The sequence below is a fragment of the Marinobacter subterrani genome (genome assembly GCF_001045555.1).
Taxonomy (GTDB): domain Bacteria; phylum Pseudomonadota; class Gammaproteobacteria; order Pseudomonadales; family Oleiphilaceae; genus Marinobacter; species Marinobacter subterrani.
In genome coordinates this window covers 733,654-757,408 of the sequence record NZ_LFBU01000002.1, presented here as the reverse complement: position 1 = coordinate 757,408, position 23,755 = coordinate 733,654, and the positions used below count along the sequence as shown (strand labels likewise).

The 23,755-nt window shown below is 55.9% G+C and carries 26 protein-coding genes and 1 tRNA gene; all 27 read right to left on the bottom strand.

The window, feature by feature from the left end; translation table 11 throughout:
* Window positions 1–12: 12 nt before the first annotated feature.
* The 27 genes from rplX to tuf (msub_RS19280) all read right to left on the bottom strand — a co-directional run bounded on the left by rplX (window position 13) and on the right by tuf (msub_RS19280) (window position 23,709).
* Complete coding sequence (gene rplX / locus msub_RS19410; protein ID WP_048497746.1) at window positions 13–333, bottom strand: 50S ribosomal protein L24; 321 nt, start codon at window positions 331–333, stop codon at window positions 13–15.
* Window positions 334–350: 17 nt separating this feature from the next.
* Window positions 351–719: a 50S ribosomal protein L14 gene (gene rplN, locus msub_RS19405; protein WP_007154005.1), complete on the bottom strand. Its 369-nt coding sequence runs from the start codon at window positions 717–719 to the stop codon at window positions 351–353.
* An 18-nt stretch (window positions 720–737) separates the two neighbouring features.
* Complete coding sequence (rpsQ, locus tag msub_RS19400) at window positions 738–1,004, bottom strand: 30S ribosomal protein S17 (RefSeq protein WP_008174879.1); 267 nt, start codon at window positions 1,002–1,004, stop codon at window positions 738–740.
* 1 nt (window position 1,005) lies between these two features.
* Window positions 1,006–1,197 (bottom strand): 50S ribosomal protein L29, encoded by a 192-nt coding sequence (gene rpmC, locus msub_RS19395; protein ID WP_048497745.1) that lies wholly within the window; start codon window positions 1,195–1,197, stop codon window positions 1,006–1,008.
* Window positions 1,197–1,610, bottom strand: coding sequence for a 50S ribosomal protein L16 (rplP, locus tag msub_RS19390; RefSeq protein ID WP_048497744.1), 414 nt, complete (start codon window positions 1,608–1,610; stop codon window positions 1,197–1,199). Before rplP ends, rpmC begins: the two co-directional genes overlap by 1 nt.
* A gap of 12 nt (window positions 1,611–1,622) precedes the next feature.
* Window positions 1,623–2,306, bottom strand: coding sequence for a 30S ribosomal protein S3 (gene rpsC, locus msub_RS19385; protein WP_048497743.1), 684 nt, complete (start codon window positions 2,304–2,306; stop codon window positions 1,623–1,625).
* An 11-nt stretch (window positions 2,307–2,317) separates the two neighbouring features.
* The gene (gene rplV / locus msub_RS19380; protein WP_048497742.1) at window positions 2,318–2,650 is read right to left on the bottom strand and encodes a 50S ribosomal protein L22; all 333 of its coding nucleotides are present in this window, start codon (window positions 2,648–2,650) and stop codon (window positions 2,318–2,320) included.
* A gap of 16 nt (window positions 2,651–2,666) precedes the next feature.
* Entirely contained in the window at window positions 2,667–2,942 is a 276-nt protein-coding gene (rpsS, locus tag msub_RS19375) for a 30S ribosomal protein S19 (protein WP_007154011.1), read from the bottom strand.
* 23 nt (window positions 2,943–2,965) lie between these two features.
* Window positions 2,966–3,793, bottom strand: a complete 828-nt coding sequence (rplB, locus tag msub_RS19370; protein ID WP_048497741.1) for a 50S ribosomal protein L2 — start codon at window positions 3,791–3,793, stop codon at window positions 2,966–2,968.
* A gap of 17 nt (window positions 3,794–3,810) precedes the next feature.
* On the bottom strand, window positions 3,811–4,104 hold the full coding sequence (gene rplW, locus msub_RS19365) for a 50S ribosomal protein L23 (RefSeq protein WP_048497740.1): 294 nt from the start codon (window positions 4,102–4,104) through the stop codon (window positions 3,811–3,813).
* The gene (gene rplD, locus msub_RS19360) at window positions 4,101–4,706 is read right to left on the bottom strand and encodes a 50S ribosomal protein L4 (RefSeq protein ID WP_048497739.1); all 606 of its coding nucleotides are present in this window, start codon (window positions 4,704–4,706) and stop codon (window positions 4,101–4,103) included. Before rplD ends, rplW begins: the two co-directional genes overlap by 4 nt.
* An 11-nt stretch (window positions 4,707–4,717) precedes the next feature.
* Window positions 4,718–5,356, bottom strand: coding sequence for a 50S ribosomal protein L3 (rplC, locus tag msub_RS19355; RefSeq protein WP_048497738.1), 639 nt, complete (start codon window positions 5,354–5,356; stop codon window positions 4,718–4,720).
* A 76-nt stretch (window positions 5,357–5,432) separates the two neighbouring features.
* The gene (rpsJ, locus tag msub_RS19350; protein ID WP_041341420.1) at window positions 5,433–5,744 is read right to left on the bottom strand and encodes a 30S ribosomal protein S10; all 312 of its coding nucleotides are present in this window, start codon (window positions 5,742–5,744) and stop codon (window positions 5,433–5,435) included.
* A 186-nt stretch (window positions 5,745–5,930) separates the two neighbouring features.
* Window positions 5,931–7,127: an elongation factor Tu gene (tuf, locus tag msub_RS19345; RefSeq protein ID WP_048497737.1), complete on the bottom strand. Its 1,197-nt coding sequence runs from the start codon at window positions 7,125–7,127 to the stop codon at window positions 5,931–5,933.
* Between the two features lie 35 nt (window positions 7,128–7,162).
* Complete coding sequence (gene fusA / locus msub_RS19340) at window positions 7,163–9,268, bottom strand: elongation factor G (RefSeq protein WP_048497736.1); 2,106 nt, start codon at window positions 9,266–9,268, stop codon at window positions 7,163–7,165.
* An 18-nt stretch (window positions 9,269–9,286) separates the two neighbouring features.
* Complete coding sequence (gene rpsG, locus msub_RS19335; RefSeq protein WP_048497735.1) at window positions 9,287–9,757, bottom strand: 30S ribosomal protein S7; 471 nt, start codon at window positions 9,755–9,757, stop codon at window positions 9,287–9,289.
* 115 nt (window positions 9,758–9,872) lie between these two features.
* On the bottom strand, window positions 9,873–10,247 hold the full coding sequence (rpsL, locus tag msub_RS19330) for a 30S ribosomal protein S12 (protein WP_012139854.1): 375 nt from the start codon (window positions 10,245–10,247) through the stop codon (window positions 9,873–9,875).
* Between the two features lie 167 nt (window positions 10,248–10,414).
* On the bottom strand, window positions 10,415–14,629 hold the full coding sequence (gene rpoC, locus msub_RS19325) for a DNA-directed RNA polymerase subunit beta' (RefSeq protein WP_048497734.1): 4,215 nt from the start codon (window positions 14,627–14,629) through the stop codon (window positions 10,415–10,417).
* A 76-nt stretch (window positions 14,630–14,705) separates the two neighbouring features.
* Window positions 14,706–18,785 carry a DNA-directed RNA polymerase subunit beta gene (gene rpoB, locus msub_RS19320; RefSeq protein WP_048498042.1) on the bottom strand — a complete coding sequence of 1,360 codons (4,080 nt, stop codon included), beginning with the start codon at window positions 18,783–18,785 and terminating at the stop codon, window positions 14,706–14,708.
* A 241-nt stretch (window positions 18,786–19,026) separates the two neighbouring features.
* The gene (rplL, locus tag msub_RS19315; RefSeq protein ID WP_048497733.1) at window positions 19,027–19,404 is read right to left on the bottom strand and encodes a 50S ribosomal protein L7/L12; all 378 of its coding nucleotides are present in this window, start codon (window positions 19,402–19,404) and stop codon (window positions 19,027–19,029) included.
* Between the two features lie 40 nt (window positions 19,405–19,444).
* Window positions 19,445–19,975 carry a 50S ribosomal protein L10 gene (gene rplJ / locus msub_RS19310; RefSeq protein WP_048497732.1) on the bottom strand — a complete coding sequence of 177 codons (531 nt, stop codon included), beginning with the start codon at window positions 19,973–19,975 and terminating at the stop codon, window positions 19,445–19,447.
* Window positions 19,976–20,201: 226 nt separating this feature from the next.
* Window positions 20,202–20,900, bottom strand: a complete 699-nt coding sequence (gene rplA, locus msub_RS19305) for a 50S ribosomal protein L1 (RefSeq protein ID WP_048497731.1) — start codon at window positions 20,898–20,900, stop codon at window positions 20,202–20,204.
* Between the two features lies 1 nt (window position 20,901).
* The gene (gene rplK / locus msub_RS19300) at window positions 20,902–21,333 is read right to left on the bottom strand and encodes a 50S ribosomal protein L11 (protein ID WP_048497730.1); all 432 of its coding nucleotides are present in this window, start codon (window positions 21,331–21,333) and stop codon (window positions 20,902–20,904) included.
* Between the two features lie 118 nt (window positions 21,334–21,451).
* Window positions 21,452–21,985, bottom strand: a complete 534-nt coding sequence (gene nusG, locus msub_RS19295; protein ID WP_048497729.1) for a transcription termination/antitermination protein NusG — start codon at window positions 21,983–21,985, stop codon at window positions 21,452–21,454.
* 12 nt (window positions 21,986–21,997) lie between these two features.
* Window positions 21,998–22,366: a preprotein translocase subunit SecE gene (gene secE, locus msub_RS19290; RefSeq protein ID WP_048497728.1), complete on the bottom strand. Its 369-nt coding sequence runs from the start codon at window positions 22,364–22,366 to the stop codon at window positions 21,998–22,000.
* Window positions 22,367–22,399: 33 nt separating this feature from the next.
* Window positions 22,400–22,475, bottom strand: a tRNA-Trp gene (locus msub_RS19285).
* A 37-nt stretch (window positions 22,476–22,512) separates the two neighbouring features.
* Entirely contained in the window at window positions 22,513–23,709 is a 1,197-nt protein-coding gene (gene tuf / locus msub_RS19280; protein WP_048497727.1) for an elongation factor Tu, read from the bottom strand.
* Window positions 23,710–23,755 lie beyond the last annotated feature (46 nt).

The window sequence follows — 23,755 nt, the reverse complement described above, 5'->3', positions numbered from 1 at the left end:
AACCACCACCGCTTACTGGTTATCGACAGCTTCGTTCGTGGACTTAAAGATCCGCACTTTTGCGCCGTCTTCCTTGGTCTGGAAGCCTACACGATCGGCTTTGCCGGTCTGCGGATTAAAAATAGCCACGTTGGAAGCCTGGATAGGTGCTTCTTTTTCGACGATGCCACCTGGGGCGCCCAGCATCGGGTTCGGCTTGGTGTGCTTCTTGATCATATTGATCCCAGAAACAACCATACGGCCATCGTCCTGAACCTTCAGGACTTTACCACGTTTGCCTTTGTCTTTCCCCGTAGTGACGATTACTTCGTCATCTCGTTTGATCTTTTTCATAACCGGCCTCTGGTCCTCTAAAGTACTTCGGGTGCCAGTGAGATAATTTTCATGAACTTCTCATTACGCAGTTCACGGGTAACCGGTCCGAAGATACGGGTACCAATAGGAGCGTCCTGATTGTTCAGAAGTACTGCCGCGTTTCCGTCGAAACGGATCAGCGAACCGTCGGGACGACGAACACCCTTGCGGGTGCGTACCACGACAGCTTTCAGGACCTGGCCTTTCTTCACTTTACCGCGGGGGATGGCTTCCTTGACGGTCACCTTGATGATATCCCCTACGCTGGCATAACGCCGATGTGAACCGCCCAGGACCTTAATGCACATCACTTGACGCGCACCGCTGTTATCCGCGACTTCAAGCATTGTTTGAGTCTGAATCATGGTTGTTCTCCGGGCGAATTACACCTTGGATGCACGTTCGGTGACTTCCACCAGGGCCCAACTCTTGGTCTTGGAGACCGGGCGGGTTTCCTGAATGGTCACAGTGTCACCGATGTTGCACTGATTACTCTCATCGTGAGCATGGATCTTGGTTGAACGCTTCATGTACTTACCGTACAGCGGGTGTTTCACCTGACGTTCGACCAGCACCACAATGGATTTCTCCATCTTGTTGCTCACGACCTTGCCGCTCAGAGTTCTGGCAGTTTGGGTAGCTTCAGTCATGTCACTGTCCTGCCTTGTCGTTCAAAACTGTTTTCACGCGAGCGATATCGCGCTTCACCTTGGCGAGAAGATGAGACTGATTCAGCTGACCTGTCGCCTTACGCATACGCAGGTTGAACTGCTCCTTCAGGAGGTCGATCAACTCTTTGTTCAGCTCCTCGACGGATTTTTCACGCAGCTCTGTTGCTTTCATCACATCACCGTCCTCGTTACAAAGGTGGTCTGTACCGGCAGTTTGGCCGCAGCGAGAGTAAAGGCTTCGCGTGCTACGTCTTCAGCGACACCTTCCATCTCGTAGAGCATGCGGCCTGGCTGGATCTCAGCCACCCAATACTCGACAGAACCCTTACCTTTACCCATTCGAACTTCAAGCGGCTTGCCGGTGATCGGCTTGTCCGGGAACACCCGGATCCAGATCTTACCGCCCCGCTTGATGCGACGAGTCATGGTACGACGCGCGGCCTCAATCTGGCGCGCAGTTATACGCCCACGGCTGGTCGCCTTCAATCCGTATTCACCGAAGCTCACCTTGTTGGCGCGGTGAGCAAGACCGGTGTTACGGCCTTTCATTACCTTGCGAAATTTGGTGCGTTTTGGTTGCAGCATAAGAGTGCCCCTTTACTTAGAACCTTTCTTCCCAGAGGCTTTCTTGTCAGCACGGACCTGCTCCATACCACCAAGAATCTCACCTTTGAAGATCCATACCTTGACGCCGATTACGCCGTAAGTGGTATGCGCTTCGTAGGTTGCGTAATCAATATCTGCACGCAGAGTGTGCAGAGGTACACGACCTTCGCGATACCACTCGGAACGCGCGATTTCAGCACCCCCGAGACGACCGCCTACCTGAATCTTGATACCCTTGGCTCCCTGGCGCATGGCATTCTGTACCGCACGCTTCATAGCGCGACGGAACATCACACGACGCTCCAGCTGGCCGGCAACGTTTTGCGCTACCAGGCGGGCATCCAGATCCGGCTTGCGGACTTCTTCGATGTTGATGTGCACAGGCACACCCATCATGTCGCTGACTTCGCGACGCAGACGGTCAACATCTTCACCCTTCTTACCGATAACAATACCGGGACGGGCAGTATGGATCGTGATACGGGCGTTCTGAGCAGGGCGCTCGATCACAATCTTGCTGACAGACGCCTTAACCAGACGCTTGTCGAGGAATTCACGAACCTGGATATCGTTCAACAGGTTTTTCGCGTATTCCTTTTTGTCGGCATACCAGACTGAGTTGTGCTCTTTGATCACACCCAGGCGCATACCGGTTGGATTTACTTTATGACCCATCTGAGCATCTCCTACTTGTCGGCGACCTTGACGGTGATATGGCAGGTGCGCTTGAAAATCCGGTCAGCGCGCCCCTTGGCTCGAGCTTTGATTCGCTTGAGCGTCGGACCCTCATCCACCATGACGGTGGAAACCCGCAGTTCGTCAACGTCCAGACCTTCGTTGTGCTCAGCGTTGGCGATGGCAGACTCAAGAGCTTTCTTGATGACTGTTGCCGCCTTTTTCGGGCTGAAAGTCAGAATGTTCAGGGCGTCCTCAACAGCCTTGCCGCGTACTTGGTCAGCGACAAGACGTGCTTTCTGAGCTGAGAGGCGAGCGCCCTTATACTTGGCTGCTACTTCCATTTCGATTACCTCAGAATCAGCGTTTAGCTTTCTTGTCGGCCGCATGACCACGATAAGTACGCGTTGCCGCGAACTCACCCAGTTTATGTCCTACCATATCTTCGGTGACATAAACCGGCACGTGCTGCTTGCCGTTGTGGACTGCAATGGTCAGGCCTACCATCTCCGGAAAAACTGTTGACCGACGGGACCAGGTCTTGATTGGCCGTTTGTCGTTAGCTTCCAGAGCTGCCTCGACCTTCTTCAACAGATGCAGGTCTATAAAAGGACCTTTCTTCAAAGAACGTGGCACAGCAATTACCTCTATGTAGTCGTTTACTTGGCCGAACGACGACGTACTATCATCTTGTCAGTACGCTTGTTCTTACGAGTCTTATGCCCTTTGGTCGGAACACCCCACGGAGTAACCGGGTGACGCCCGCCAGAGGTACGCCCTTCACCACCACCATGCGGGTGGTCAACTGGGTTCATAGCAACACCACGTACTGTTGGACGTTTACCGCGCCAACGTGATGCACCCGCTTTACCAAGCTGCTTGAGACTGTGCTCGCTGTTGGATACTTCACCCAGCGTTGCGCGGCAGTCTACAAGCACCTTTCGCATTTCACCTGAGCGCAGGCGGATGGTGGCGTAAGCACCTTCCCGGGCAACCAGCTGTACGGATGCGCCCGCAGAGCGAGCCAGCTGTGCACCTTTGCCAGGCTTGAGTTCGACGCAGTGGATCACAGAACCGACCGGAATATTCCGGAGCGGCAGCGTGCTGCCCACTTTGATCGGCGCGTCGATACCGGAGCGCACAGGATCACCGATCTGCATACCCTTGGGAGCGACAATGTAACGACGCTCGCCATCGGCATACTTGACCAGCGCAATGTGCGCCGTGCGGTTCGGATCGTATTCCAGGCGCTCAATGACCGCCGGGATACCATCTTTGGTCCGCTTGAAATCGATTACACGGTAGTGCTGTTTATGACCACCACCAATATGACGGGTTGTAATGCGGCCAACATTATTACGGCCACCCGTTTTGCTCTTTCTTTCCACCAACGGCTCGTAAGGGCGCCCTTTGTGCAGATCCGGGTTGTAAAGCTTTACAACGTGACGGCGTCCGGCAGATGTTGGTTTGGTTTTGACGATCGGCATATTACGACCCCTTTACCTTATTCCACATCCAGAAAATCGATGTCCTGACCTTCTGCCAGCTTTACATAAGCCTTACGAATGTCATTACGCTTGCCGAACCCGCGGGTGGTACGCTTGAGCTTACCCTTACGGTTCAGAACCTGAACACCTTCTACGGTGACGTTGAACAACTGCTCAACGGCTTTCTTGATCTCGGGCTTGGTGGCATCCGGAGCAACCCGGAAAACAACCTGGCCGTGCTCGGCCACCAAAGAAGCTTTCTCCGATACGTGCGGCCCCAGAAGGACCTTGTAAATGCGTTCCTGATTCATCCCAGCATCTCCTCGATCTTCTTCAGAGCGGGAACAGTCACAACGACCTTTTCGAAGGCAACCAGGCTGACCGGATCCAGGCCAGCAATGTCGCGCACATCAACGTGCGGGATGTTGCGTGATGCCAGGTGCAGATTCTGCTCGACGTTGTCGGACAGAATCAGTGCGTTGGTCACACCGAGATTCTTCAGCTTGGCGCTGAATGCCTTGGTCTTGGGGCTGTCGACATTCATGTCGTCAACAACAACCAGACGCTCCTGGCGAACCAGCTCGGAAAAAATGGAGCGCATCGCTGCGCGGTACATCTTGCGGTTAACCTTCTGCTCAAACCCACGGGGCCTGGCTGCAAAGGTAACGCCACCGGAACGCCAGATCGGACTACGGATAGTACCGGCACGGGCACGACCGGTGCCCTTCTGACGCCATGGCTTCTTGCCGCCACCGCTAACTTCGGAACGCGTCTTCTGAGCCTTGGTACCCTGGCGCGCACCTGCCATATAGGCAGTAACAACCTGGTGTACCAGCGACTCGTTAAAATCTTTGGCGAATGCGGCGTCGGAAACAGAGATTCCCTTGCCGCTACCTGTAATAGTCAATTCCATCGCACCGCTCCTCAGGCTTTAACTGCAGGCTTGATGACAACATCACCGCCAGTTGCGCCGGGGACGGCACCACTTACCAGCAGCAGGTTGCGCTCGGCGTCGACACGGACAATCTTCAGGTTCTGCACAGTTACCTGAGCATTACCCAACTGCCCTGCCATCTTTTTGCCCTTGAATACCTTGCCCGGAGTCTGGTTCTGACCAATGGAACCCGGTGCACGGTGAGACAGAGAGTTACCGTGAGTGGCATCCTGCATGGAGAAATTCCAGCGCTTGACGCCGCCCTGGAAGCCCTTACCTTTGGACTGACCGATGGCATCTACAATCTGGCCGTCTTCAAAGACCGTTGCAGTGATTTCACCACCGGCTGCGAGCTCTTCACCCTCGCCATCAGCAAGACGGAATTCCCATGTGCCCCGACCGGCCTCAACACCCGCCTTGGCAAAATGGCCCGCTTCGCTTTTGGTAACACGAGAGGAACGACGGGCACCAACAGTCACCTGTACGGCGCGGTAGCCATCGCTTTCAAGAGTTTTCAGTTGGGTAATCCGGTTGGGCTCAACCTCGATTACCGTTACGGGCAATGCCTGCCCGTCTTCCGTAAAAATACGGGTCATACCGGCCTTACGACCGACAACACCAATTGCCATGTTTCACCTCTTAAGTGTACGGGGCTCTCACCCTCTATGGCCTTATGACAGTTACACAGACTGATACCGGGCGGTATCAGCCGAGGCTGATCTGAACGTCTACACCTGCTGCCAGGTCCAACTTCATCAAAGCATCTACTGTCTTTTCCGTCGGCTCAACAATGTCGAGCAGACGCTTGTGAGTACGAATTTCATATTGATCGCGCGCGTCTTTGTTGACGTGCGGAGAAACCAATATCGTGTACTTTTCCTTCCGCGTCGGCAGAGGGATAGGCCCACGCACCTGAGCGCCGGTCCGCTTTGCGGTGTCGACGATCTCCTGCGTGGACTGGTCGATCAGGCGATAATCAAACGCCTTCAACCGGATTCGAATTTTTTGGCTTTGCATGATGCACCAAACTCCACTCGTAGCAGCTACTAGTTAGCCGACCTTCAAAAAAAGGAGCCGCATTGTATGCATAATACCCAACCGTGTCAACTGAGATGCAGATTGACGCGATCGGGCAACATGTGCGGCTTTAACAGAAAAAGGGGCTGAAGTATCAGCCCCTTTTTCCTGGACCAAACGAGCGAATTACTCGATGATCTTGGAGACTACACCGGCACCAACGGTACGGCCGCCTTCGCGAATCGCGAAACGCAGACCATCTTCCATGGCGATCGGAGCAATCAGGGTAACATTCATCTTCACGTTGTCACCCGGCATAACCATTTCCACGCCTTCCGGCAGTTCACAGGAACCGGTTACGTCAGTGGTACGGAAGTAGAACTGCGGACGATAGCCCTTGAAGAACGGAGTATGACGACCGCCTTCTTCTTTGGACAGTACGTACACTTCACACTCGAACTTGGTGTGCGGCTTGATGGTACCCGGCTTACACAGCACCTGACCACGCTCAACGTCGTCACGCTTGGTACCACGCAGCAGAACACCTACGTTCTCACCAGCACGACCTTCGTCCAGCAGCTTGCGGAACATCTCAACGCCGGTGCAGGTGGTCTTGACGGTATCCTTGATACCGACAATCTCGATTTCCTCACCAACCTTGATAACACCACGCTCAACACGGCCGGTTACCACAGTACCACGACCGGAGATGGAGAATACGTCCTCAATCGGCATCAGGAACGGCTGATCAATCGCACGCTCCGGCTCAGGGATGTACTCATCCAGGGCTTCTACCAGCTTCTTGACAGCGGTCGTACCCATCTCGTTATCGTCCTTACCTTCCAGCGCCATCAGCGCGGAACCGGTAATGATCGGCGTGTCGTCGCCCGGGAAGTCATACTGGCTCAGCAGATCGCGAACTTCCATCTCGACCAGCTCAAGCAGCTCTTCATCGTCTACCATGTCCGCCTTGTTCAGGAACACAACGATGAAAGGCACGCCAACCTGACGCGACAGCAGGATGTGCTCACGGGTCTGCGGCATGGGGCCGTCAGCTGCGGAGCAAACCAGGATCGCACCGTCCATCTGGGCCGCACCGGTGATCATGTTCTTCACATAATCCGCGTGGCCCGGGCAGTCTACGTGAGCGTAGTGACGGGTCGGAGAATCGTATTCAACGTGGGAGGTCGCAATGGTAATACCACGCGCACGCTCTTCCGGTGCGTTATCAATCTGGTCAAACGCACGGCTCTCACCCGTTCCCCAGACTTCGTGACATACACGGGTCAGGGCTGCTGTCAGAGTGGTCTTACCATGGTCAACGTGACCAATGGTGCCCACGTTCAAGTGCGGCTTGTTACGCTCAAATTTAGATTTAGACACGGTTACACCTCTTCCTGTTTCTTAAGTCCTGGGGATCAACCCTTTTTAATGATCGCTTCGGCAATGTTCGAAGGAGCTTCCATATAGCGGGAGAACTCCATCGCATAAGACGCCCGGCCTTGCGTTGCTGAACGCAGGTCAGTGGCGTAACCGAACATCTCCGACAACGGAACTTCCGCACGGATGACCTTACCCGAGGGGCTTTCATCCATACCCTGAATCAGGCCGCGACGACGGTTCAAATCACCGACGACATCACCCATGTAGTCCTCAGGGCTGACGACTTCAACTCTCATGATCGGCTCGAGAAGCGCAGGACTGGCCTCCAGAGCGCCTTTCTTCATCGCCATAGAGCCGGCGACCTTGAAAGCCATTTCGTTGGAGTCAACATCGTGGTACGAGCCGTCATACAGGGTCGCCTTGATGCGCAGCAGCGGATAGCCGGCCAGACAGCCGTTCTGCATCTGCTCAGCCATACCCTGCTGGACCGCCGGGATGTATTCCTTGGGAACCACACCACCAACAATCTCGTTCACGAAGATAAAGTTTTCGCCGTCTTCATCATCCAGGGGCAGCGGCTCAAGCTTGATCTTGACGTGACCATACTGACCACGACCACCAGACTGGCGAACAAACTTGCCTTCGACGTCTACCGGCTTGCGGATGCATTCACGGTAGGCCACCTGCGGCTTACCGATATTTGCTTCAACCTTGAACTCGCGACGCATGCGGTCAACGATGATGTCCAGGTGCAGCTCACCCATACCGGAAATAATGGTCTGACCGGATTCTTCATCGGTACGGACACGGAACGATGGATCTTCCTGGGCCAGCTTGCCCAGCGCGACACCCATCTTCTCCTGGTCCGCCTTGGACTTCGGCTCGACCGCAACGGAAATGACCGGCTCCGGGAATTCCATACGCTCGAGGATGATCTTGTGGTTCTCGTCACACAGGGTATCACCAGTCGTGACACTCTTCAGGCCGATGGCGGCGGCAATATCGCCAGCCAGAACCTCTTTGATCTCCTGACGGTCCTTGGAGTGCATCTGAACCATACGGCCGACGCGCTCTTTCTTGCCCTTCACAGAGTTATAGACCCCACTGCCGGACTCCAGTTTACCGGAGTAAACCCGGAAGAACGTCAGCGTACCGACGAACGGGTCGGTCGCAATCTTGAACGCCAGGGCCGCAAACGGAGCGTCGTCGTCCGCCTGACGGGTTTCCTCGGTGCCGTCTTCGTCAACTTCACCACGAATGGCCTTGACTTCGTCAGGCGCAGGCAGGAATTCGATAACGGAGTCCAGAACCGCCTGTACGCCTTTGTTCTTGAAGGCGGAGCCACAGGTGGCAACGACGATCTCGTTAGCAAGCGTACGCATACGCAGACCTTTCTTGATATCGTCAATGCCCAGCTCACCCTCTTCCAGGTAACGCTCCATCAGCTCTTCGTTCGCTTCAGCCGCAGCTTCCATCATCTGCTCGCGGTACTTGGCGACTTCGTCCACCATTTCGGCAGGAACGTCCCGCTGATCATAGGTGGCACCGGAATCCGCCTCGTTCCAGTAGATGGCCTTGTTACGAATCAGGTCGACGATACCTTCGAAGTTGTCCTCAGCACCAATCGGCAACTGGATGGGAACCGCCGTGGCACCCAACCGGTTCTTGATCTGCTCAACGACGCGCAGGAAGTTGGCACCAGCACGATCCATCTTGTTGACGAATACCATGCGGGGAACTTCATACTTGTTGGCCTGACGCCATACAGTCTCTGACTGCGGCTCAACACCGGAAGAACCGCAGAATACAACCACAGCACCATCCAGCACACGAAGTGAACGCTCTACCTCGATGGTAAAGTCAACGTGCCCCGGCGTGTCGATAATGTTGATCCGGTGTTCCGGGTACTGCTTGTCCATGCCCTGCCAGAAACAGGTGGTCGCAGCGGAGGTAATGGTGATACCACGCTCCTGCTCCTGCTCCATCCAGTCCATGGTAGCCGCACCATCATGAACCTCACCGATCTTGTGGGAAATACCTGTGTAGAACAGGACCCGCTCGGTGGTTGTGGTTTTGCCCGCATCAACGTGCGCACAAATACCAATGTTTCTGTAACGCTTGATAGGAGTCTTGCGTGCCACGATATAAACCTCGGCTGTTTAGAAACGGAAGTGAGAGAACGCCTTGTTGGCTTCTGCCATGCGGTGTACGTCTTCACGCTTCTTAACAGCGGAGCCCTTGCTGTCAGCGGCGTCAAGAATCTCACCTGCCAGACGCTGAGCCATGGACTTCTCACCGCGCTTCCGTGAATATTCCACGAGCCAGCGCATGGCCAGCGCGTTCTGACGGGAAGGCCGGACTTCCACGGGCACCTGGTAGGTAGCACCACCCACACGACGGGATTTAACCTCAACCATCGGCTGGATGTTTTCCAGGGCCTTCTCGAACATGTCGATCGGCTCTTCCTTTGATTTCTCGGCAACAATGTCCAGGGCGCCGTAAACAATGCGCTCTGCAACGGACTTCTTGCCACTTTCCATCACGTGGTTGATGAACTTGGCAAGACGTGCACTGCCGAATTTCGGATCCGGGATAATTTCCCGTTTTGCTGCAACTCTTCTTCTAGGCATCGATAAGCCCTTATATATCTAAAAGGTCTTCAGGAACCCCTGAGATAGCAAACTGCTACTCAGCCTTACTCTTACCGTTCTGACAAGCAACGATAAAAGGCACCCGTCCGGGAGATCAGGACTTGGGTCGTTTTGCACCGTACTTGGAGCGGCCCTGCTTACGGTTCTGCACACCCTGGGTGTCCAGCGTTCCGCGAACAGTGTGATAACGCACACCCGGAAGGTCTTTTACTCGACCACCACGGATAAGCACAACACTGTGCTCCTGAAGGTTGTGACCTTCACCACCAATGTATGAGGAAACCTCGAAGCCGTTGGTCAGACGAACACGGCACACTTTACGCAGTGCTGAGTTCGGCTTCTTCGGCGTTGTGGTGTATACACGAGTGCAAACACCACGGCGCTGTGGGCAGGCCTGGAGAGCAGGAACATCGCTCTTGGCTACCTTGCGCTTACGAGGCTTACGCACCAACTGATTAATCGTTGCCATGTAAGCAAACTCCAAAAAACCATATCAATGAAACTTACCCCCTGTGCAGGGGGTAAAATTTAAGGGACGCAAGTGTAAGCCTGCGCCCCCGGACAGTCAAGATGACTGGTCTCTTTTTGACCACCGCGCGGGTAGGTAACTACCCGGAGGCGGCCCGCCGGCCCAACTCAGCTTTCGCGGTTGAGCTCGGCACTCAGAGCTTCTTCCACGTCTGCCGCAGTCACGCCCTGCTCTTCAAGCTCGCGCTTGCGACGACGCTCGCTGTGGTAGGCCAGACCGGTACCTGCCGGAATGAGTCGACCAACCACAACGTTTTCCTTCAGGCCGCGGAGGTAATCCCGCTTGCCGGTCACCGCACCTTCGGTGAGTACCCGGGTGGTTTCCTGGAACGAAGCCGCGGAAATGAACGACTCGGTGGCCAGGGAAGCCTTGGTGATACCCAGCAGCAGACGCTCGAACCGCGCCGGTTCCTTGTCTGCCGCATCGGCCTTTTCGTTTTCTTCCAGTACCTGGGTGATTTCCACCTGATCACCGGACAGCAGCGTGGTATCACCCGGATCGGTGATCTCAACCTTGCGCAGCATCTGGCGAACGATAACCTCGATGTGTTTATCGTTGATGACAACACCCTGCAGACGATAAACGTCCTGGATTTCGTTGGTGATGTACTTGGCCAGAGCAACCACACCCAGCAGACGCAAGATGTCGTGCGGGTTGGACGGGCCGTCGGAAATAACCTCACCCTTTTCAACCGTTTCGCCTTCAAACACGTTCATCTGACGATGCTTCGGAATCAGTACTTCGTAGGCATCGCCATCCTTGGGCGTGATCACCAGGCGCTTCTTGCCCTTGGTTTCCTTGCCGAAGGACACCATGCCGCTGATTTCCGCGAGGATGGACGACTCTTTCGGGCGACGGGCCTCGAACAGGTCGGCAACTCGCGGCAGACCACCGGTGATATCCCGGGTCTTGGAGCTTTCCTGGGGAATCCGCGCAACCACGTCACCCAGCTCGATCTTGGCACCGTTTGCCATGGTGACCAGGGCGTTTGCCGGCAGGAAGAAGATGGCGGTACCACCACCCGGCAGCTCGACCTCTTCACCCTTGGCGTCGATCAGCTGGATCGCCGGGCGGATGTCCTTACCAGCCGCAGGACGCTCTTTCGGGTCGATCACCTCCATGGTGGACAGGCCGGTCAGCTCGTCGGTCTGGGTCCGGACGGTAATGCCCTGGTCCATATTGACGAACCGCGCGGTACCTTCGGCCTCTGCGATTATCGGGTGGGTGTGTGGATCCCACTTGGCGACCGCCACACCGGCTTCAACCGTATCGCCATGTTTCACAGACAGCACGGCACCATAAGGCAGCTTGTACCACTCACGCTCACGACCCTGGTCATCGGCAATAGCCAATGCCGAGGAACGGGATACCACAACCAGTGATCCGTCGCTCTTCTCAATCGACTTCAGATTGTGCAGACGGACGGTACCGCCATGCTTGACCTGAATGTTGTCGACGGCGGACGCCCGGCTTGCCGCACCACCGATGTGGAAGGTCCGCATGGTCAGCTGGGTACCCGGCTCACCGATCGACTGGGCAGCAATAACGCCCACGGCCTCACCAACGTTCACCCTGTGCCCGCGGGCCAGATCACGGCCGTAGCACTTCGAGCAGATGCCATGACGGGTCTCGCAGGTAATCGCAGAGCGAACCCAGACTTCGTCCACACCGGCGTGCTCAAGGGCCTCAACCGCTTTTTCATCCAGCAGGGTGCCGGCGGAAACAACGGCATTATCCTTGTCTGTCGGGGTAAAGGCATCACGGGCGGTCACCCGGCCCAGCACCCGGTCACCGAGAGGCACAACAACGTCGCCACCCTCGATGTGCGGCGTCATCAGCAGGCCTTCGTCGGTACCACAGTCTTCCTCGGTCACAACCAGGTCCTGGGAAACATCAACCAGACGACGGGTCAGGTAACCGGAGTTTGCTGTCTTCAGTGCGGTATCCGCCAGACCTTTCCGGGCACCGTGAGTTGAGATGAAGTACTGGAGTACGTTCAGACCCTCACGGAAGTTCGCGGTGATCGGCGTTTCGATGATGGACCCGTCCGGTTTGGCCATCAGGCCGCGCATACCGGCAAGCTGACGAATCTGCGCCGCGGAACCCCGGGCACCGGAATCGGCCATCATGTACACGGAGTTGAAAGACTCCTGCATCTCGTATTCGCCGTCTTCGCCTTTCACAGGCTGGCCATCAGGCCCGATGACCTGCTCCTTGGAGAGCCGCTCCATCATGGCCTTGGACACTTTGTCGTTGGCACGAGACCAGATATCGATGACCTTGTTGTACTTCTCGCCCTGGGTAAGCAGGCCGGAAGCATACTGGGTTTCGATATCCTTCACTTCGGCGGAGGCGGCGTCGACCAGCTCGTATTTCTCCGGTGGAATCTCGAAATCGTTGAAGCCGATCGAGATGCCGGACACCGTCGCGTAGTGATAACCCATGTACATCAACTGGTCAGCAAAGATGACGGTATCTTTCAGACCGGCATCCCGGTAACAGGTGTTGATCAGGTTGGAAATTGCCTTCTTGACCATGGGCTTGTTCACCAGGTCATAAGAGAGGCCATCCGGAACGATATCGAACAACAGTGCACGCCCGACCGTGGTATCCACAATGCGGAAGTCTTCGGTACGCTCGCCGCTTTCGTGAATGGTCACTTCCTTCACGCGCACCTTGACGATGGCCTGAAGATCGACCATACCCGCGCCATAGGCCCGGTGGGCCTCTTTAACATCGGCAAACACCATGCCTTCCCCGAGGGCACTCTTGCGCTCACGGGTCATGTAGTACAGACCCAGTACCACGTCCTGGGACGGAACAATGATCGGCTCGCCGTTGGCTGGTGACAGCACGTTGTTGGTGGACATCATCAACGCACGGGCTTCGAGCTGGGCTTCCAGTGTCAGCGGTACGTGCACCGCCATCTGGTCGCCGTCAAAGTCGGCGTTATAGGCGGCACAGACCAGCGGGTGCAGCTGGATCGCTTTACCTTCAATCAGCACTGGCTCGAACGCCTGGATACCCAGGCGGTGTAGAGTCGGAGCCCGGTTCAGCATGATCGGGTGCTCGCGGATGACCTCATCCAGGATATCCCAGACCACGCCTTCCTCACGTTCGACCATCTTCTTGGCGGCCTTGATGGTTGTCGCCAGGCCGCGGTGCTCCAGCTTGGAGAAGATGAACGGCTTGAACAGCTCCAGCGCCATCTTCTTGGGCAGACCACACTGGTGCAGGCGCAGGTACGGGCCCACCACGATCACCGAACGTCCGGAGTAGTCGACACGCTTACCCAGCAGGTTCTGACGGAAACGGCCCTGCTTGCCCTTGATCATGTCAGCCAGTGACTTGAGGGGGCGCTTGTTGGTGCCGGTGATGGCTCGGCCTCGACGGCCGTTGTCCAGCAGCGCGTCCACCGCTTCCTGCAGCATCCGCTTCTCGTTGCGCACGATGATGTCCGGAGCGTTCAGCTCCAGCAGGCGCTTGAGACGATTGTTCCGGTTAATCACCCGGCGGTACAGGTCGTTCAGATCGGAAGTCGCGAAACGGCCGCCATCCAGCGGCACCAGCGGACGCAGATCCGGCGGAAGAACCGGCAGCACGGTCATCACCATGTCACCCGGCTTGTTGCCGGAGTACAGGAACGCCTCAAGAATCTTCAGGCGCTTGCTGAATTTCTTGATCTTGGTTTCTGAATTGGTCTGGGGAATTTCTTCACGCAGGGCGTCAACTTCCGCCTGCAGGTCGATTCCTTCGAGCAGCTCCTTGACCGCTTCGGCACCCATGCGGGCGTCAAATTCGTCACCGAACTCTTCCAGGGCCTCATAGTACTGCTCATCGTTCAGCAGTTGGCCCTTCTCCAGGGTGGTCATCCCCGGCTCGATCACAATAAACGATTCGAAGTACAGAACCCGCTCGATATCGCGCAGGGTCATGTCCAGCATCAGGCCGATGCGCGACGGCAGGGACTTGAGGAACCAGATATGAGCGACCGGGCTGGCCAGCTCGATGTGGCCCATACGCTCCCGGCGGACACTGGCCAGCGCCACTTCCACACCACACTTCTCGCAGATGACACCGCGGTGCTTCAGGCGCTTGTACTTGCCACACAGGCACTCGTAGTCTTTGATCGGGCCGAAGATCTTGGCACAGAAAAGCCCGTCACGCTCCGGCTTGAAGGTGCGGTAGTTGATGGTCTCAGGCTTCTTGACTTCGCCAAAGGACCAGGAACGGATCATGTCAGGCGACGCCAGGCCGATACGGATGGCGTCGAATTCCTTACTTTGGTTCTGGCTCTTGAGAAGATTCAGCAAATCTTTCATCAGTAAAAGCTCCGGATGGCGTTAATCTCGGGCGGGCACCGGTGGTGCCCGCTCACGCTGCCAAAAACAATTCGGCTCACTCGGATTCCAGCTCGATGTCGATACCCAACGAGCGGATTTCCTTGACAAGAACGTTGAAGGATTCGGGCATGCCCGGCTCCATGCGATGGTCGCCATCGACAATGTTCTTGTACATCTTGGTCCGACCGTTCACGTCATCAGACTTGACGGTGAGCATCTCCTGCAGCGTATAGGCTGCACCGTAGGCCTCAAGGGCCCACACTTCCATCTCACCGAAGCGCTGGCCACCGAACTGCGCCTTACCACCCAGCGGCTGCTGGGTAACCAGGCTGTAGGAGCCGGTGGAACGAGCGTGCATCTTGTCGTCGATCAGGTGGTTCAGCTTCAGGATGTACATGTAGCCGACGGTCACCGGACGGTCGAACATGTCTCCGGTGCGACCGTCGTACAGCATGGTCTGGCCCGTGGTGCTCAACCCCGCCAGTTCAAGCATCCGTTTGACTTCGGCTTCCTTGGCACCGTCGAATACCGGCGTTGCCATGGGTACACCGCCACGCAGGTTGTGACACATCTCGAGGATTTCCTTGTCGGACAGGGAATCCAGGTCCACCTTGAACACTTCGTCTGAGTGATTGTAGATCTCATCCAGCAGCTTGCGTAATTCAGCCACCTTGCGCTGTTCATCCAGCATCTGGCTGATTCGCTCACCCAGCCCCTTGGCTGCGGCACCCAGGTGGGTCTCCAGCACCTGACCTACGTTCATCCGCGACGGAACGCCCAGCGGGTTCAGAACGATGTCGACCGTGTTGCCATGCTCGTCATAAGGCATATCCTCAATCGGCATAACCGCAGAGATAACACCCTTGTTACCATGACGACCGGCCATCTTGTCACCCGGCTGGATGCGACGCTTGATTGCCAGGTACACCTTGACGATCTTCAACACACCCGGAGCAAGATCATCACCCTGCTGAAGCTTGCCTTTCTTGTCATCAAAGCGTGCTTCGTGCTCCTTCTTGCGATCTTCCAGACCCTGCTCGGATTTCTCCAGCAGCTCGTTCAGGCTCTCGTCTTTCATCCGGAGCTTGAACCAGTCTGAACGCGGCAGCTCGGCCAGGTAGCCCTCGTCCAGGGTGGCACCCTTTTTCAGGCCCGGCCCACTGATCACTTCCTGACCTTTCAGAGCGCTCATCAGACGTTCGAAGGTTGCACCTTCAACAATCCGGTACTCGTCCTTAAGGTCCTTGCGGTATTGATCCAGTTGCTCTTTCTCGATCGACTGCGCTCGCTGGTCCTTCTCGATACCGTCACGGGTAAAGACCTGGACGTCGATAACAGTACCGCGGGTGCCTGTCGGCACACGGGAGGAGGTGTCCTTAACATCCGACGCCTTCTCACCGAAGATGGCGCGCAGCAGCTTCTCTTCCGGAGTCAGCTGGGTTTCACCCTTCGGTGTCACCTTGCCCACCAGAATATCGCCAGGCCCTACTTCGGCACCGATATACACAATCCCGGACTCATCCAGCTTGGACAGCGCACTTTCACCAACGTTCGGAATATCCGCGGTGATTTCTTCGCTACCCAGCTTGGTATCCCGAGCCACACAGGTCAGTTCCTGAATGTGAATGGTGGTCAGGCGGTCTTCCTGAACCACTTTCTCGGAGATGAGGATGGAGTCCTCAAAGTTGTAACCGTTCCAGGGCATGAACGCGATACGCATGTTCTGCCCCAGCGCCAGCTCACCCAGGTCGACCGACGGACCGTCTGCCAGCACGTCCCCACGGGCAATCACATCGCCCTGGCGCACAATAGAGCGCTGGTTGATACAGGTGTTCTGGTTGGAACGGGTGTACTTGGTGAGGTTGTAGATATCCACACCGGCATCACCCGCCTCGGTTTCCTCATTGTTCACACGGACCACAACACGGGCCGCATCGACACTTTCGATAACGCCGCCGCGACGGGCCGTGACACACACGCCGGAATCCTGAGCCACCGTCCGTTCAACACCGGTACCCACCAGAGGCACCTGGGAACGCAGGGTCGGAACCGCCTGGCGCTGCATGTTAGCTCCCATCAGGGCGCGGTTGGCATCGTCGTGCTCCAGGAACGGAATCAGTGACGCCGCAACCGACACAACCTGCCGTGGCGAAACGTCCATGAAGTTGACGCTTTCCGGCGGCGTAACGGTGAACTCGTTCTGGTGACGTACGGTAACCAGTTCATCGGTCAGGCGCTTGGTCTTCTCGTCCATGGCCGCACTGGCCTGGGCGATGACGTAATTGCTCTCCTCGATGGCAGACAGATACACCACTTCGTCGGTGACCACACCCTCAACCACTTTCCGGTACGGACTTTCCAGGAAGCCGTAGGAGTTTGAACGGGCATAGGTTGCCAGCGAGTTGATCAGACCGATGTTCGGGCCTTCCGGTGTCTCGATCGGGCACACACGACCGTAATGAGTCGGATGTACGTCACGAACCTCAAAGCCGGCACGCTCACGGGTCAGACCGCCCGGGCCAAGGGCCGAGATACGGCGCTTGTGAGTCACTTCCGACAGCGGGTTGTTCTGATCCATGAACTGGGACAACTGGCTGGAACCGAAGAACTCCTTGACGGCGGCCGCCACGGGCTTGGCGTTGATCAGGTCCTGCGGCATCAGGCCTTCACTCTCGGCCAGGCTCAGACGCTCACGAACGGCACGCTCAACCCGCACCAGACCCACCCGGAACTGGTTTTCGGCCATTTCACCAACACAGCGAACCCGGCGGTTACCCAGGTTATCGATGTCATCCACATTGCCCTGGCCGTTACGGATATCGATCAGGGTCTTGAGGACATCAATAATGTCAGCGTGGGTCAGGGTGCCTTCACCGGTGCTTTCTTCCCGGCGCAGACGGCGGTTGAGCTTCATGCGGCCAACCGCTGACAGGTCATAGCGCTCTTCGGAGAAAAACAGATTATTGAACAGGTTTTCAGCCGATTCCTTGGTGGGCGGCTCGCCCGGGCGCATCATCCGATAGATTTCAACCAGCGCTTCCAGCGGGGTGCGGGTCGGATCGATACGCAGGGTGTCGGACATGAACGGACCGCAGTCCAGATCGTTGGTGTAAAGGGTTTCGATTTCCTTTACGCCCGCATCCAGGATTTTGGTAACCAGCTCCTCGGTCAGCTCCGAGTTACATTCAACCAGGACTTCACCGGACGCCTGATCGATCATGTCCTTGGCCAGAACGCGGCCATACAGGTACTCGGTCGGCACCTCAAGCTCGTTGATACCGGCTTTTTCCAGCTGCTTGATGTGACGGGCAGTAATCCGGCGACCTTCCTCGACAATCACGCTGCCGTCATTGTCCTTGATATCGAAGGTGGCAATGTCACCGCGCAGACGGCTCGGCACCAGTTCCAGCTTGCACGTCTCCGCGCCCAGGCTGAATTTACTGGTTTCAAAGAACATCTCGAGCATCTGCTCGGAGGTGTAGCCCAGTGACCGCAGCAGGATAGACGCCGGCAGCTTCCGACGACGGTCGATACGAACGAACACGGCGTCCTTCGGATCAAACTCGAAATCCAGCCAGGAGCCACGGTAAGGAATCACCCGCGCCGAATACAGCAGCTTGCCGGAAGAATGGGTTTTACCCTTGTCGTGATCGAAGAACACGCCCGGTGACCGGTGGAGCTGGGAAACAATAACGCGCTCGGTACCGTTGATAACGAAGGTACCGTTCTCGGTCATCAGGGGCATTTCGCCCATGTACACTTCCTGCTCTTTAATGTCCTTGATCGCCTTGTTCGACGACTCCTTATCGTAAATGATAAGGCGGACTTTCACCCGCAGCGGCGCTGCATAGGTTACGCCCCTAAGCTGGCATTCCTTGACATCAAAAACCGGCTCGCCAATACGATAACTGACGTATTCGAGTGCGGCATTGCCAGAGTAACTGACAATCGGGAATACGGATTTGAATGCTGCGTGAAGACCGGTTTCCCGACGGTCCTCAGGAGCGGCTTCCATTTGGAGGAAGTCCCTGAACGAATCCAGCTGAATAGACAGCAAATAGGGGACGTCCATCACGGAAGGCAATTTACTGAAATCTTTGCGAATCCGCTTTTTCTCGGTGTAGGAGTAAGTCATCTGCATTCCCCAGCTTTAGACCTGATACCTGGTATCAAGAAGCAACCATTGTTCTGCTTCGGGGCCGAATTGCTCGGCTTATCGCGCCGTCTTGAACAAGACTCTGGCTGTAGGTTATATATCTGACATCAACCTGCAATTGCTCACCAGACTCTATAGCATATACAACAGAAAAAGGCCGGTGGCATAAAGCCACCAGCCTGACCATGCTTATTGCACGGTTTCGATCAACAGCCGACTCTTACTTGAGCTCAACAGAAGCGCCTGCTTCCTCAAGCTTCTTCTTGGCTTCTTCAGCGTCAGCCTTGCTGGCTGCTTCCTTGATAACGGAAGGCGCGCTGTCGACCATTTCCTTAGCTTCTTTCAGACCCAGGCCGGTCAGTTCACGAACGGCCTTGATTACGTTTACTTTCTTCTCACCAGGACCGGTAAGTACAACGTCAAACTCGGTCTGCTCTTCAGCGGCAGCTTCGCCACCAGCAGCAGCGGCCGGTGCAGCAGCAACTGCAGCAGCGGCAGAAACACCGAATTTCTCTTCCATTGCTTCAACCAGCGCAACAACGTCCATTACGCTCATTTCAGCAATTGCGTTCAAAATGTCTTCGTTAGACAGAGCCATGACTTTCTCCCAAAAATATAAAAAATGGTGTTCAACAGAATCAAGCAGCTTCTTGCTTCTGGTCGCGAACTGCCGCTACAGCACGAGTCACTTTCGAAGGAACTTCGTTCAGTGTCCGTGCCAGCTTGGTGATCGGTGCCTGTGTTACTGCAGCCAGCATTGTCAACGCTTCGTGACGTGTTGGCAGCTTGGCAAGACGATCGATCTGGTCTGCACCCATCAGCTCTCCGCCGACGGCCAGTCCCTTGATCTCGAACGCCTCTTTCTCTTTGGCAAAATCCTTCAGCAGGCGCGCAGCCGCACCCGGATCTTCCATTGAGAATGCCAGAATGGTCGGGCCAACCAGCGCTTCATCAATGCACTCGAACTCGGTACCTCGAATCGCGATCTTCGCCAGGTTGTTACGAACAACCTTCAGACGCACGTTTTCGGCACGAGCCTTGGCACGAAGCGCCGTCATGTCACCAGAGGTCACACCACGGTAATCAGCCAGAACCACAGACAGAGCACCACCGGCAGTCTCGTTGACTTCAGCGACGATCGCTTTCTTGTCTTCGAGTCTAATTGCCACTGGATTTCTCCTCGATTTCGCCGGGGATATCCCGGCAAACCCACATATACCCCTCGCGGGGCTCCTAACGGTGTTTGGGTTCAGAGAGAACGTCTTCACACCGTCTGCGCAGGCGTTGCTTTAACCCTTGCCGCGCTTCCGGGGTTACCAGGAGCGCATCGGGGGCCTGCGGTCTTTGACAGCCTTGGCTTCCGCCCAGACTACAAAGTGACTAACGCTCAGAGAATCAGATGTTCAGACCGCTCTGATCGATAGTCAGGCCAGGACCCATAGTCGAGGAAACGGTGATCTTCTTCAGATACACACCTTTCGCCGACGACGGCTTGGCCTTTTTCAGGTCTGCTACCAGAGCCTCAAGGTTTTCCTTGATGTTCTGTGCAGAAAACTCAACGTTACCCAGCGGAGCGTGGATAATGCCGTTCTTGTCGGTGCGGTAACGAACCTGACCAGCCTTGGCGTTTTTGACCGCAGTCTCAACGTCCGGAGTCACAGTACCGACCTTCGGGTTCGGCATCAGGCCACGGGGGCCGAGAATCTGGCCCAGCTGACCAACAACACGCATGGCGTCCGGTGTGGCGATAACCACATCGAAATCCATGTTGCCTTTTTTAACTTCATCTGCCAGGTCATCCATGCCCACGATATCCGCACCGGCGGCTGTGGCTTTCTCGGCATTGGCGCCCTGGGTGAACACCGCTACGCGGACCGTTTTACCGGTGCCGTGCGGCAGAACAGTGCTGCTGCGAACAACCTGATCGGATTTACGCGCATCAACACCCAGATTGACGGCCACGTCCACGGACTCTTTGAACTTCACGTTCTGACCCAGCTCGACCAGCAAGGCAACTGCCTCGTCAACAGAGTAGGAACGGGCAGAGTCTACCTTTTCACGAATAAGCTTCTGACGCTTGCTCAGCTTTGCCATGTTACAGGCCCTCCACGTTCAGGCCCATACTGCGGGCTGTTCCTGCAATGGTACGAACCGCTGCGTCCATATCGGCAGCAGTCAGATCCGGCTCTTTGGTCTTGGCGATCTCTTCAAGTTGCTCGCGAGTCACGGTACCAACTTTGTCGGTATTCGGGCGACCGGAGCCACTCTTGATGCCAGCAGCCTTTTTAAGAAGAACCGGCGCAGGCGGCGTCTTGGTAATAAAGGTAAAGCTGCGATCACTGTAAACTGTGATGACAGTCGGAATCGGAAGGCCCGGCTCCATATCCTGGGTCTTTGCGTTAAACGCCTTACAGAACTCCATGATGTTTACGCCACGCTGGCCCAGTGCAGGGCCGACGGGGGGACTCGGGTTGGCCTTGCCGGCAGCAACCTGAAGCTTGATATAGGCTTCGATCTTCTTCGCCATGACAAATCTCCTGTGGGTTCGAACGCCTTTCGGCTCCCCGTTAGTTACAACTGCAAAATGCAGACACAAAAAGCCCGCGTCGCCTTGGCGCGCGAGCTTTCAGTTTTATCGTTGCCGGTCAGTCCTTCTCGACCTGCCCAAACTCCAGCTCGACCGGAGTTGAACGACCGAAAATCAAAACAGCAACTTTGACACGACTCTTGTCGTAGTCGACTTCTTCCACAACACCATTGAAGTCAGCAAACGGCCCTTCAACGACACGAACAACCTCACCCGGCTCAAACAGAGTCTTGGGCTTGGGCTTGTCTGCACCACTCTCGACACGACGCAGAATTGCGTCCGCCTCTTTCTCAGTGATCGGTGCCGGCTTATCCTTGGTGCCGCCGATAAAACCCAGAACCCGCGGCGTATTCTTTACAAGGTGCCACGTCGCGTCATCCATTTCCATCTGGACCAGTACGTACCCGGGGTAGAATTTGCGCTCACTCTTGCGCTTCTTCCCCTCACGCATTTCGACGACTTCCTCGGTCGGAACCAGGATTTCGCCGAACCTGTCCTCCATGCCGTCAAGAGCAACCCGCTCTTTCAGGGCGCGCATCACCTGCTTTTCGAAGCCAGAATACGCATGAACGACGTACCAGCGCTTAGCCATTGCCCACTCCTGTTAACCGATAAACCCGGCGACCAGCAAGCTGATCAGCGAATCCATGCCCCACAACAACAGCGCAACGACCAGCACAAATACCACAACAATTGCGGTTGTCTGCACCAATTCGGGCCTGGTGGGCCATACCACTTTCCGGATCTCCACCCTCGCTTCCTTCAGCAGCGTCGCAAAGCGACGACCACGATCGGTTTGAAGGGCAACAAGCGCCGCAACAATCGCGAGACCTACAAGAGCCAGAACCCGGTACAGCAGAGACTCGGCACTAAAATACTGATTCCCCACCACACCGATGGCGATCAGAACGAAAACAACCAGCCACTTCAGGAAATCGAAACGGCTGGCTGACTGAACGGCTTTTGACTCCATAGGAATCAACTTATGTATCCGGATGTTAAAAAATGGCAGGCCAGGAGGGAATCGAACCCCCAACCTGCGGTTTTGGAGACCGCTGCTCTGCCAATTGAGCTACTGGCCTGCACCGAAACTACTCAGCGCACTTACTCTCGAGCAAATTACTCGATGATCTTGGAGACTACACCGGCACCAACGGTACGGCCGCCTTCGCGAATCGCGAAACGCAGACCATCTTCCATGGCGATCGGAGCAATCAGGGTAACATTCATCTTCACGTTGTCACCCGGCATAACCATTTCCACGCCTTCCGGCAGTTCACAGGAACCGGTTACGTCAGTAGTACGGAAGTAGAACTGCGGACGATAGCCCTTGAAGAACGGAGTATGACGACCGCCTTCTTCTTTGGACAGTACGTACACTTCACACTCGAACTTGGTGTGCGGCTTGATCGAGCCCGGCACACACAGAACCTGACCACGCTCAACGTCATCACGCTTGGTACCACGCAGCAGAACACCCACGTTCTCACCAGCACGACCTTCGTCCAGCAGTTTGCGGAACATCTCAACGCCGGTGCAGGTGGTTTTCACGGTATCCTTGATACCGACGATTTCCACTTCGTCACCCACCTTGATGATGCCACGCTCAACACGACCGGTTACCACAGTACCACGACCGGAGATGGAGAATACGTCCTCAATCGGCATCAGGAACGGCTGATCAATCGCACGCTCCGGCTCAGGGATGTACTCATCCAGGGCTTCTACCAGCTTCTTGACAGCGGTCGTACCCATCTCGTTATCGTCCTTACCTTCCAGCGCCATCAGCGCGGAACCGGTAATGATCGGCGTGTCGTCGCCCGGGAAGTCATACTGGCTCAGCAGATCGCGAACTTCCATCTCGACCAGCTCAAGCAGCTCTTCATCGTCTACCATGTCCGCCTTGTTCAGGAACACCACGATGAAAGGCACGCCAACCTGACGCGACAGCAGGATGTGCTCACGGGTCTGCGGCATGGGGCCGTCAGCTGCGGAGCAAACCAGGATCGCACCGTCCATCTGGGCCGCACCGGTGATCATGTTCTTCACATAATCCGCGTGGCCCGGGCAGTCTACGTGAGCGTAGTGACGGGTCGGAGAATCGTATTCAACGTGGGAGGTCGCGATGGTAATACCACGCGCACGCTCTTCCGGTGCGTTATCAATCTGGTCAAACGCACGGCTCTCACCTGTCCCCCAGACTTCGTGACATACACGGGTCAGGGCTGCTGTCAGAGTGGTCTTACCATGGTCAACGTGACCAATGGTGCCCACGTTCAAGTGCGGCTTCTTACGTTCAAACTTTGACTTAGACATTCGACCAATCTCCCTAATCAACCAGGATCGTAACGTTGACCGGATA

Coding starts and splice junctions, on each gene's coding strand:
- rpoB (WP_048498042.1), bottom strand. CDS start 18,785: ATGACTTACTCCTACACCGAGAAAAAGCGGATTCGCAAAGATTTCAGT.
- rpsG (WP_048497735.1), bottom strand. CDS start 9,757: ATGCCTAGAAGAAGAGTTGCAGCAAAACGGGAAATTATCCCGGATCCG.
- rpsQ (WP_008174879.1), bottom strand. CDS start 1,004: ATGACTGAAGCTACCCAAACTGCCAGAACTCTGAGCGGCAAGGTCGTG.
- rplX (WP_048497746.1), bottom strand. CDS start 333: ATGAAAAAGATCAAACGAGATGACGAAGTAATCGTCACTACGGGGAAA.
- rpmC (WP_048497745.1), bottom strand. CDS start 1,197: ATGAAAGCAACAGAGCTGCGTGAAAAATCCGTCGAGGAGCTGAACAAA.
- rpoC (WP_048497734.1), bottom strand. CDS start 14,629: ATGAAAGATTTGCTGAATCTTCTCAAGAGCCAGAACCAAAGTAAGGAA.
- nusG (WP_048497729.1), bottom strand. CDS start 21,985: ATGGCTAAGCGCTGGTACGTCGTTCATGCGTATTCTGGCTTCGAAAAG.
- rpsC (WP_048497743.1), bottom strand. CDS start 2,306: ATGGGTCATAAAGTAAATCCAACCGGTATGCGCCTGGGTGTGATCAAA.
- rplP (WP_048497744.1), bottom strand. CDS start 1,610: ATGCTGCAACCAAAACGCACCAAATTTCGCAAGGTAATGAAAGGCCGT.
- rplV (WP_048497742.1), bottom strand. CDS start 2,650: ATGGAAGTAGCAGCCAAGTATAAGGGCGCTCGCCTCTCAGCTCAGAAA.
- rplL (WP_048497733.1), bottom strand. CDS start 19,404: ATGGCTCTGTCTAACGAAGACATTTTGAACGCAATTGCTGAAATGAGC.
- rplC (WP_048497738.1), bottom strand. CDS start 5,356: ATGGCAATTGGTGTTGTCGGTCGTAAGGCCGGTATGACCCGTATTTTT.
- rplB (WP_048497741.1), bottom strand. CDS start 3,793: ATGCCGATCGTCAAAACCAAACCAACATCTGCCGGACGCCGTCACGTT.
- tuf (WP_048497727.1), bottom strand. CDS start 23,709: ATGTCTAAGTCAAAGTTTGAACGTAAGAAGCCGCACTTGAACGTGGGC.
- secE (WP_048497728.1), bottom strand. CDS start 22,366: ATGGAGTCAAAAGCCGTTCAGTCAGCCAGCCGTTTCGATTTCCTGAAG.
- rpsL (WP_012139854.1), bottom strand. CDS start 10,247: ATGGCAACGATTAATCAGTTGGTGCGTAAGCCTCGTAAGCGCAAGGTA.
- rplW (WP_048497740.1), bottom strand. CDS start 4,104: ATGAATCAGGAACGCATTTACAAGGTCCTTCTGGGGCCGCACGTATCG.
- rplK (WP_048497730.1), bottom strand. CDS start 21,333: ATGGCGAAGAAGATCGAAGCCTATATCAAGCTTCAGGTTGCTGCCGGC.
- rplD (WP_048497739.1), bottom strand. CDS start 4,706: ATGGAATTGACTATTACAGGTAGCGGCAAGGGAATCTCTGTTTCCGAC.
- rpsJ (WP_041341420.1), bottom strand. CDS start 5,744: ATGCAAAGCCAAAAAATTCGAATCCGGTTGAAGGCGTTTGATTATCGC.
- rplN (WP_007154005.1), bottom strand. CDS start 719: ATGATTCAGACTCAAACAATGCTTGAAGTCGCGGATAACAGCGGTGCG.
- rplA (WP_048497731.1), bottom strand. CDS start 20,900: ATGGCAAAGCTGAGCAAGCGTCAGAAGCTTATTCGTGAAAAGGTAGAC.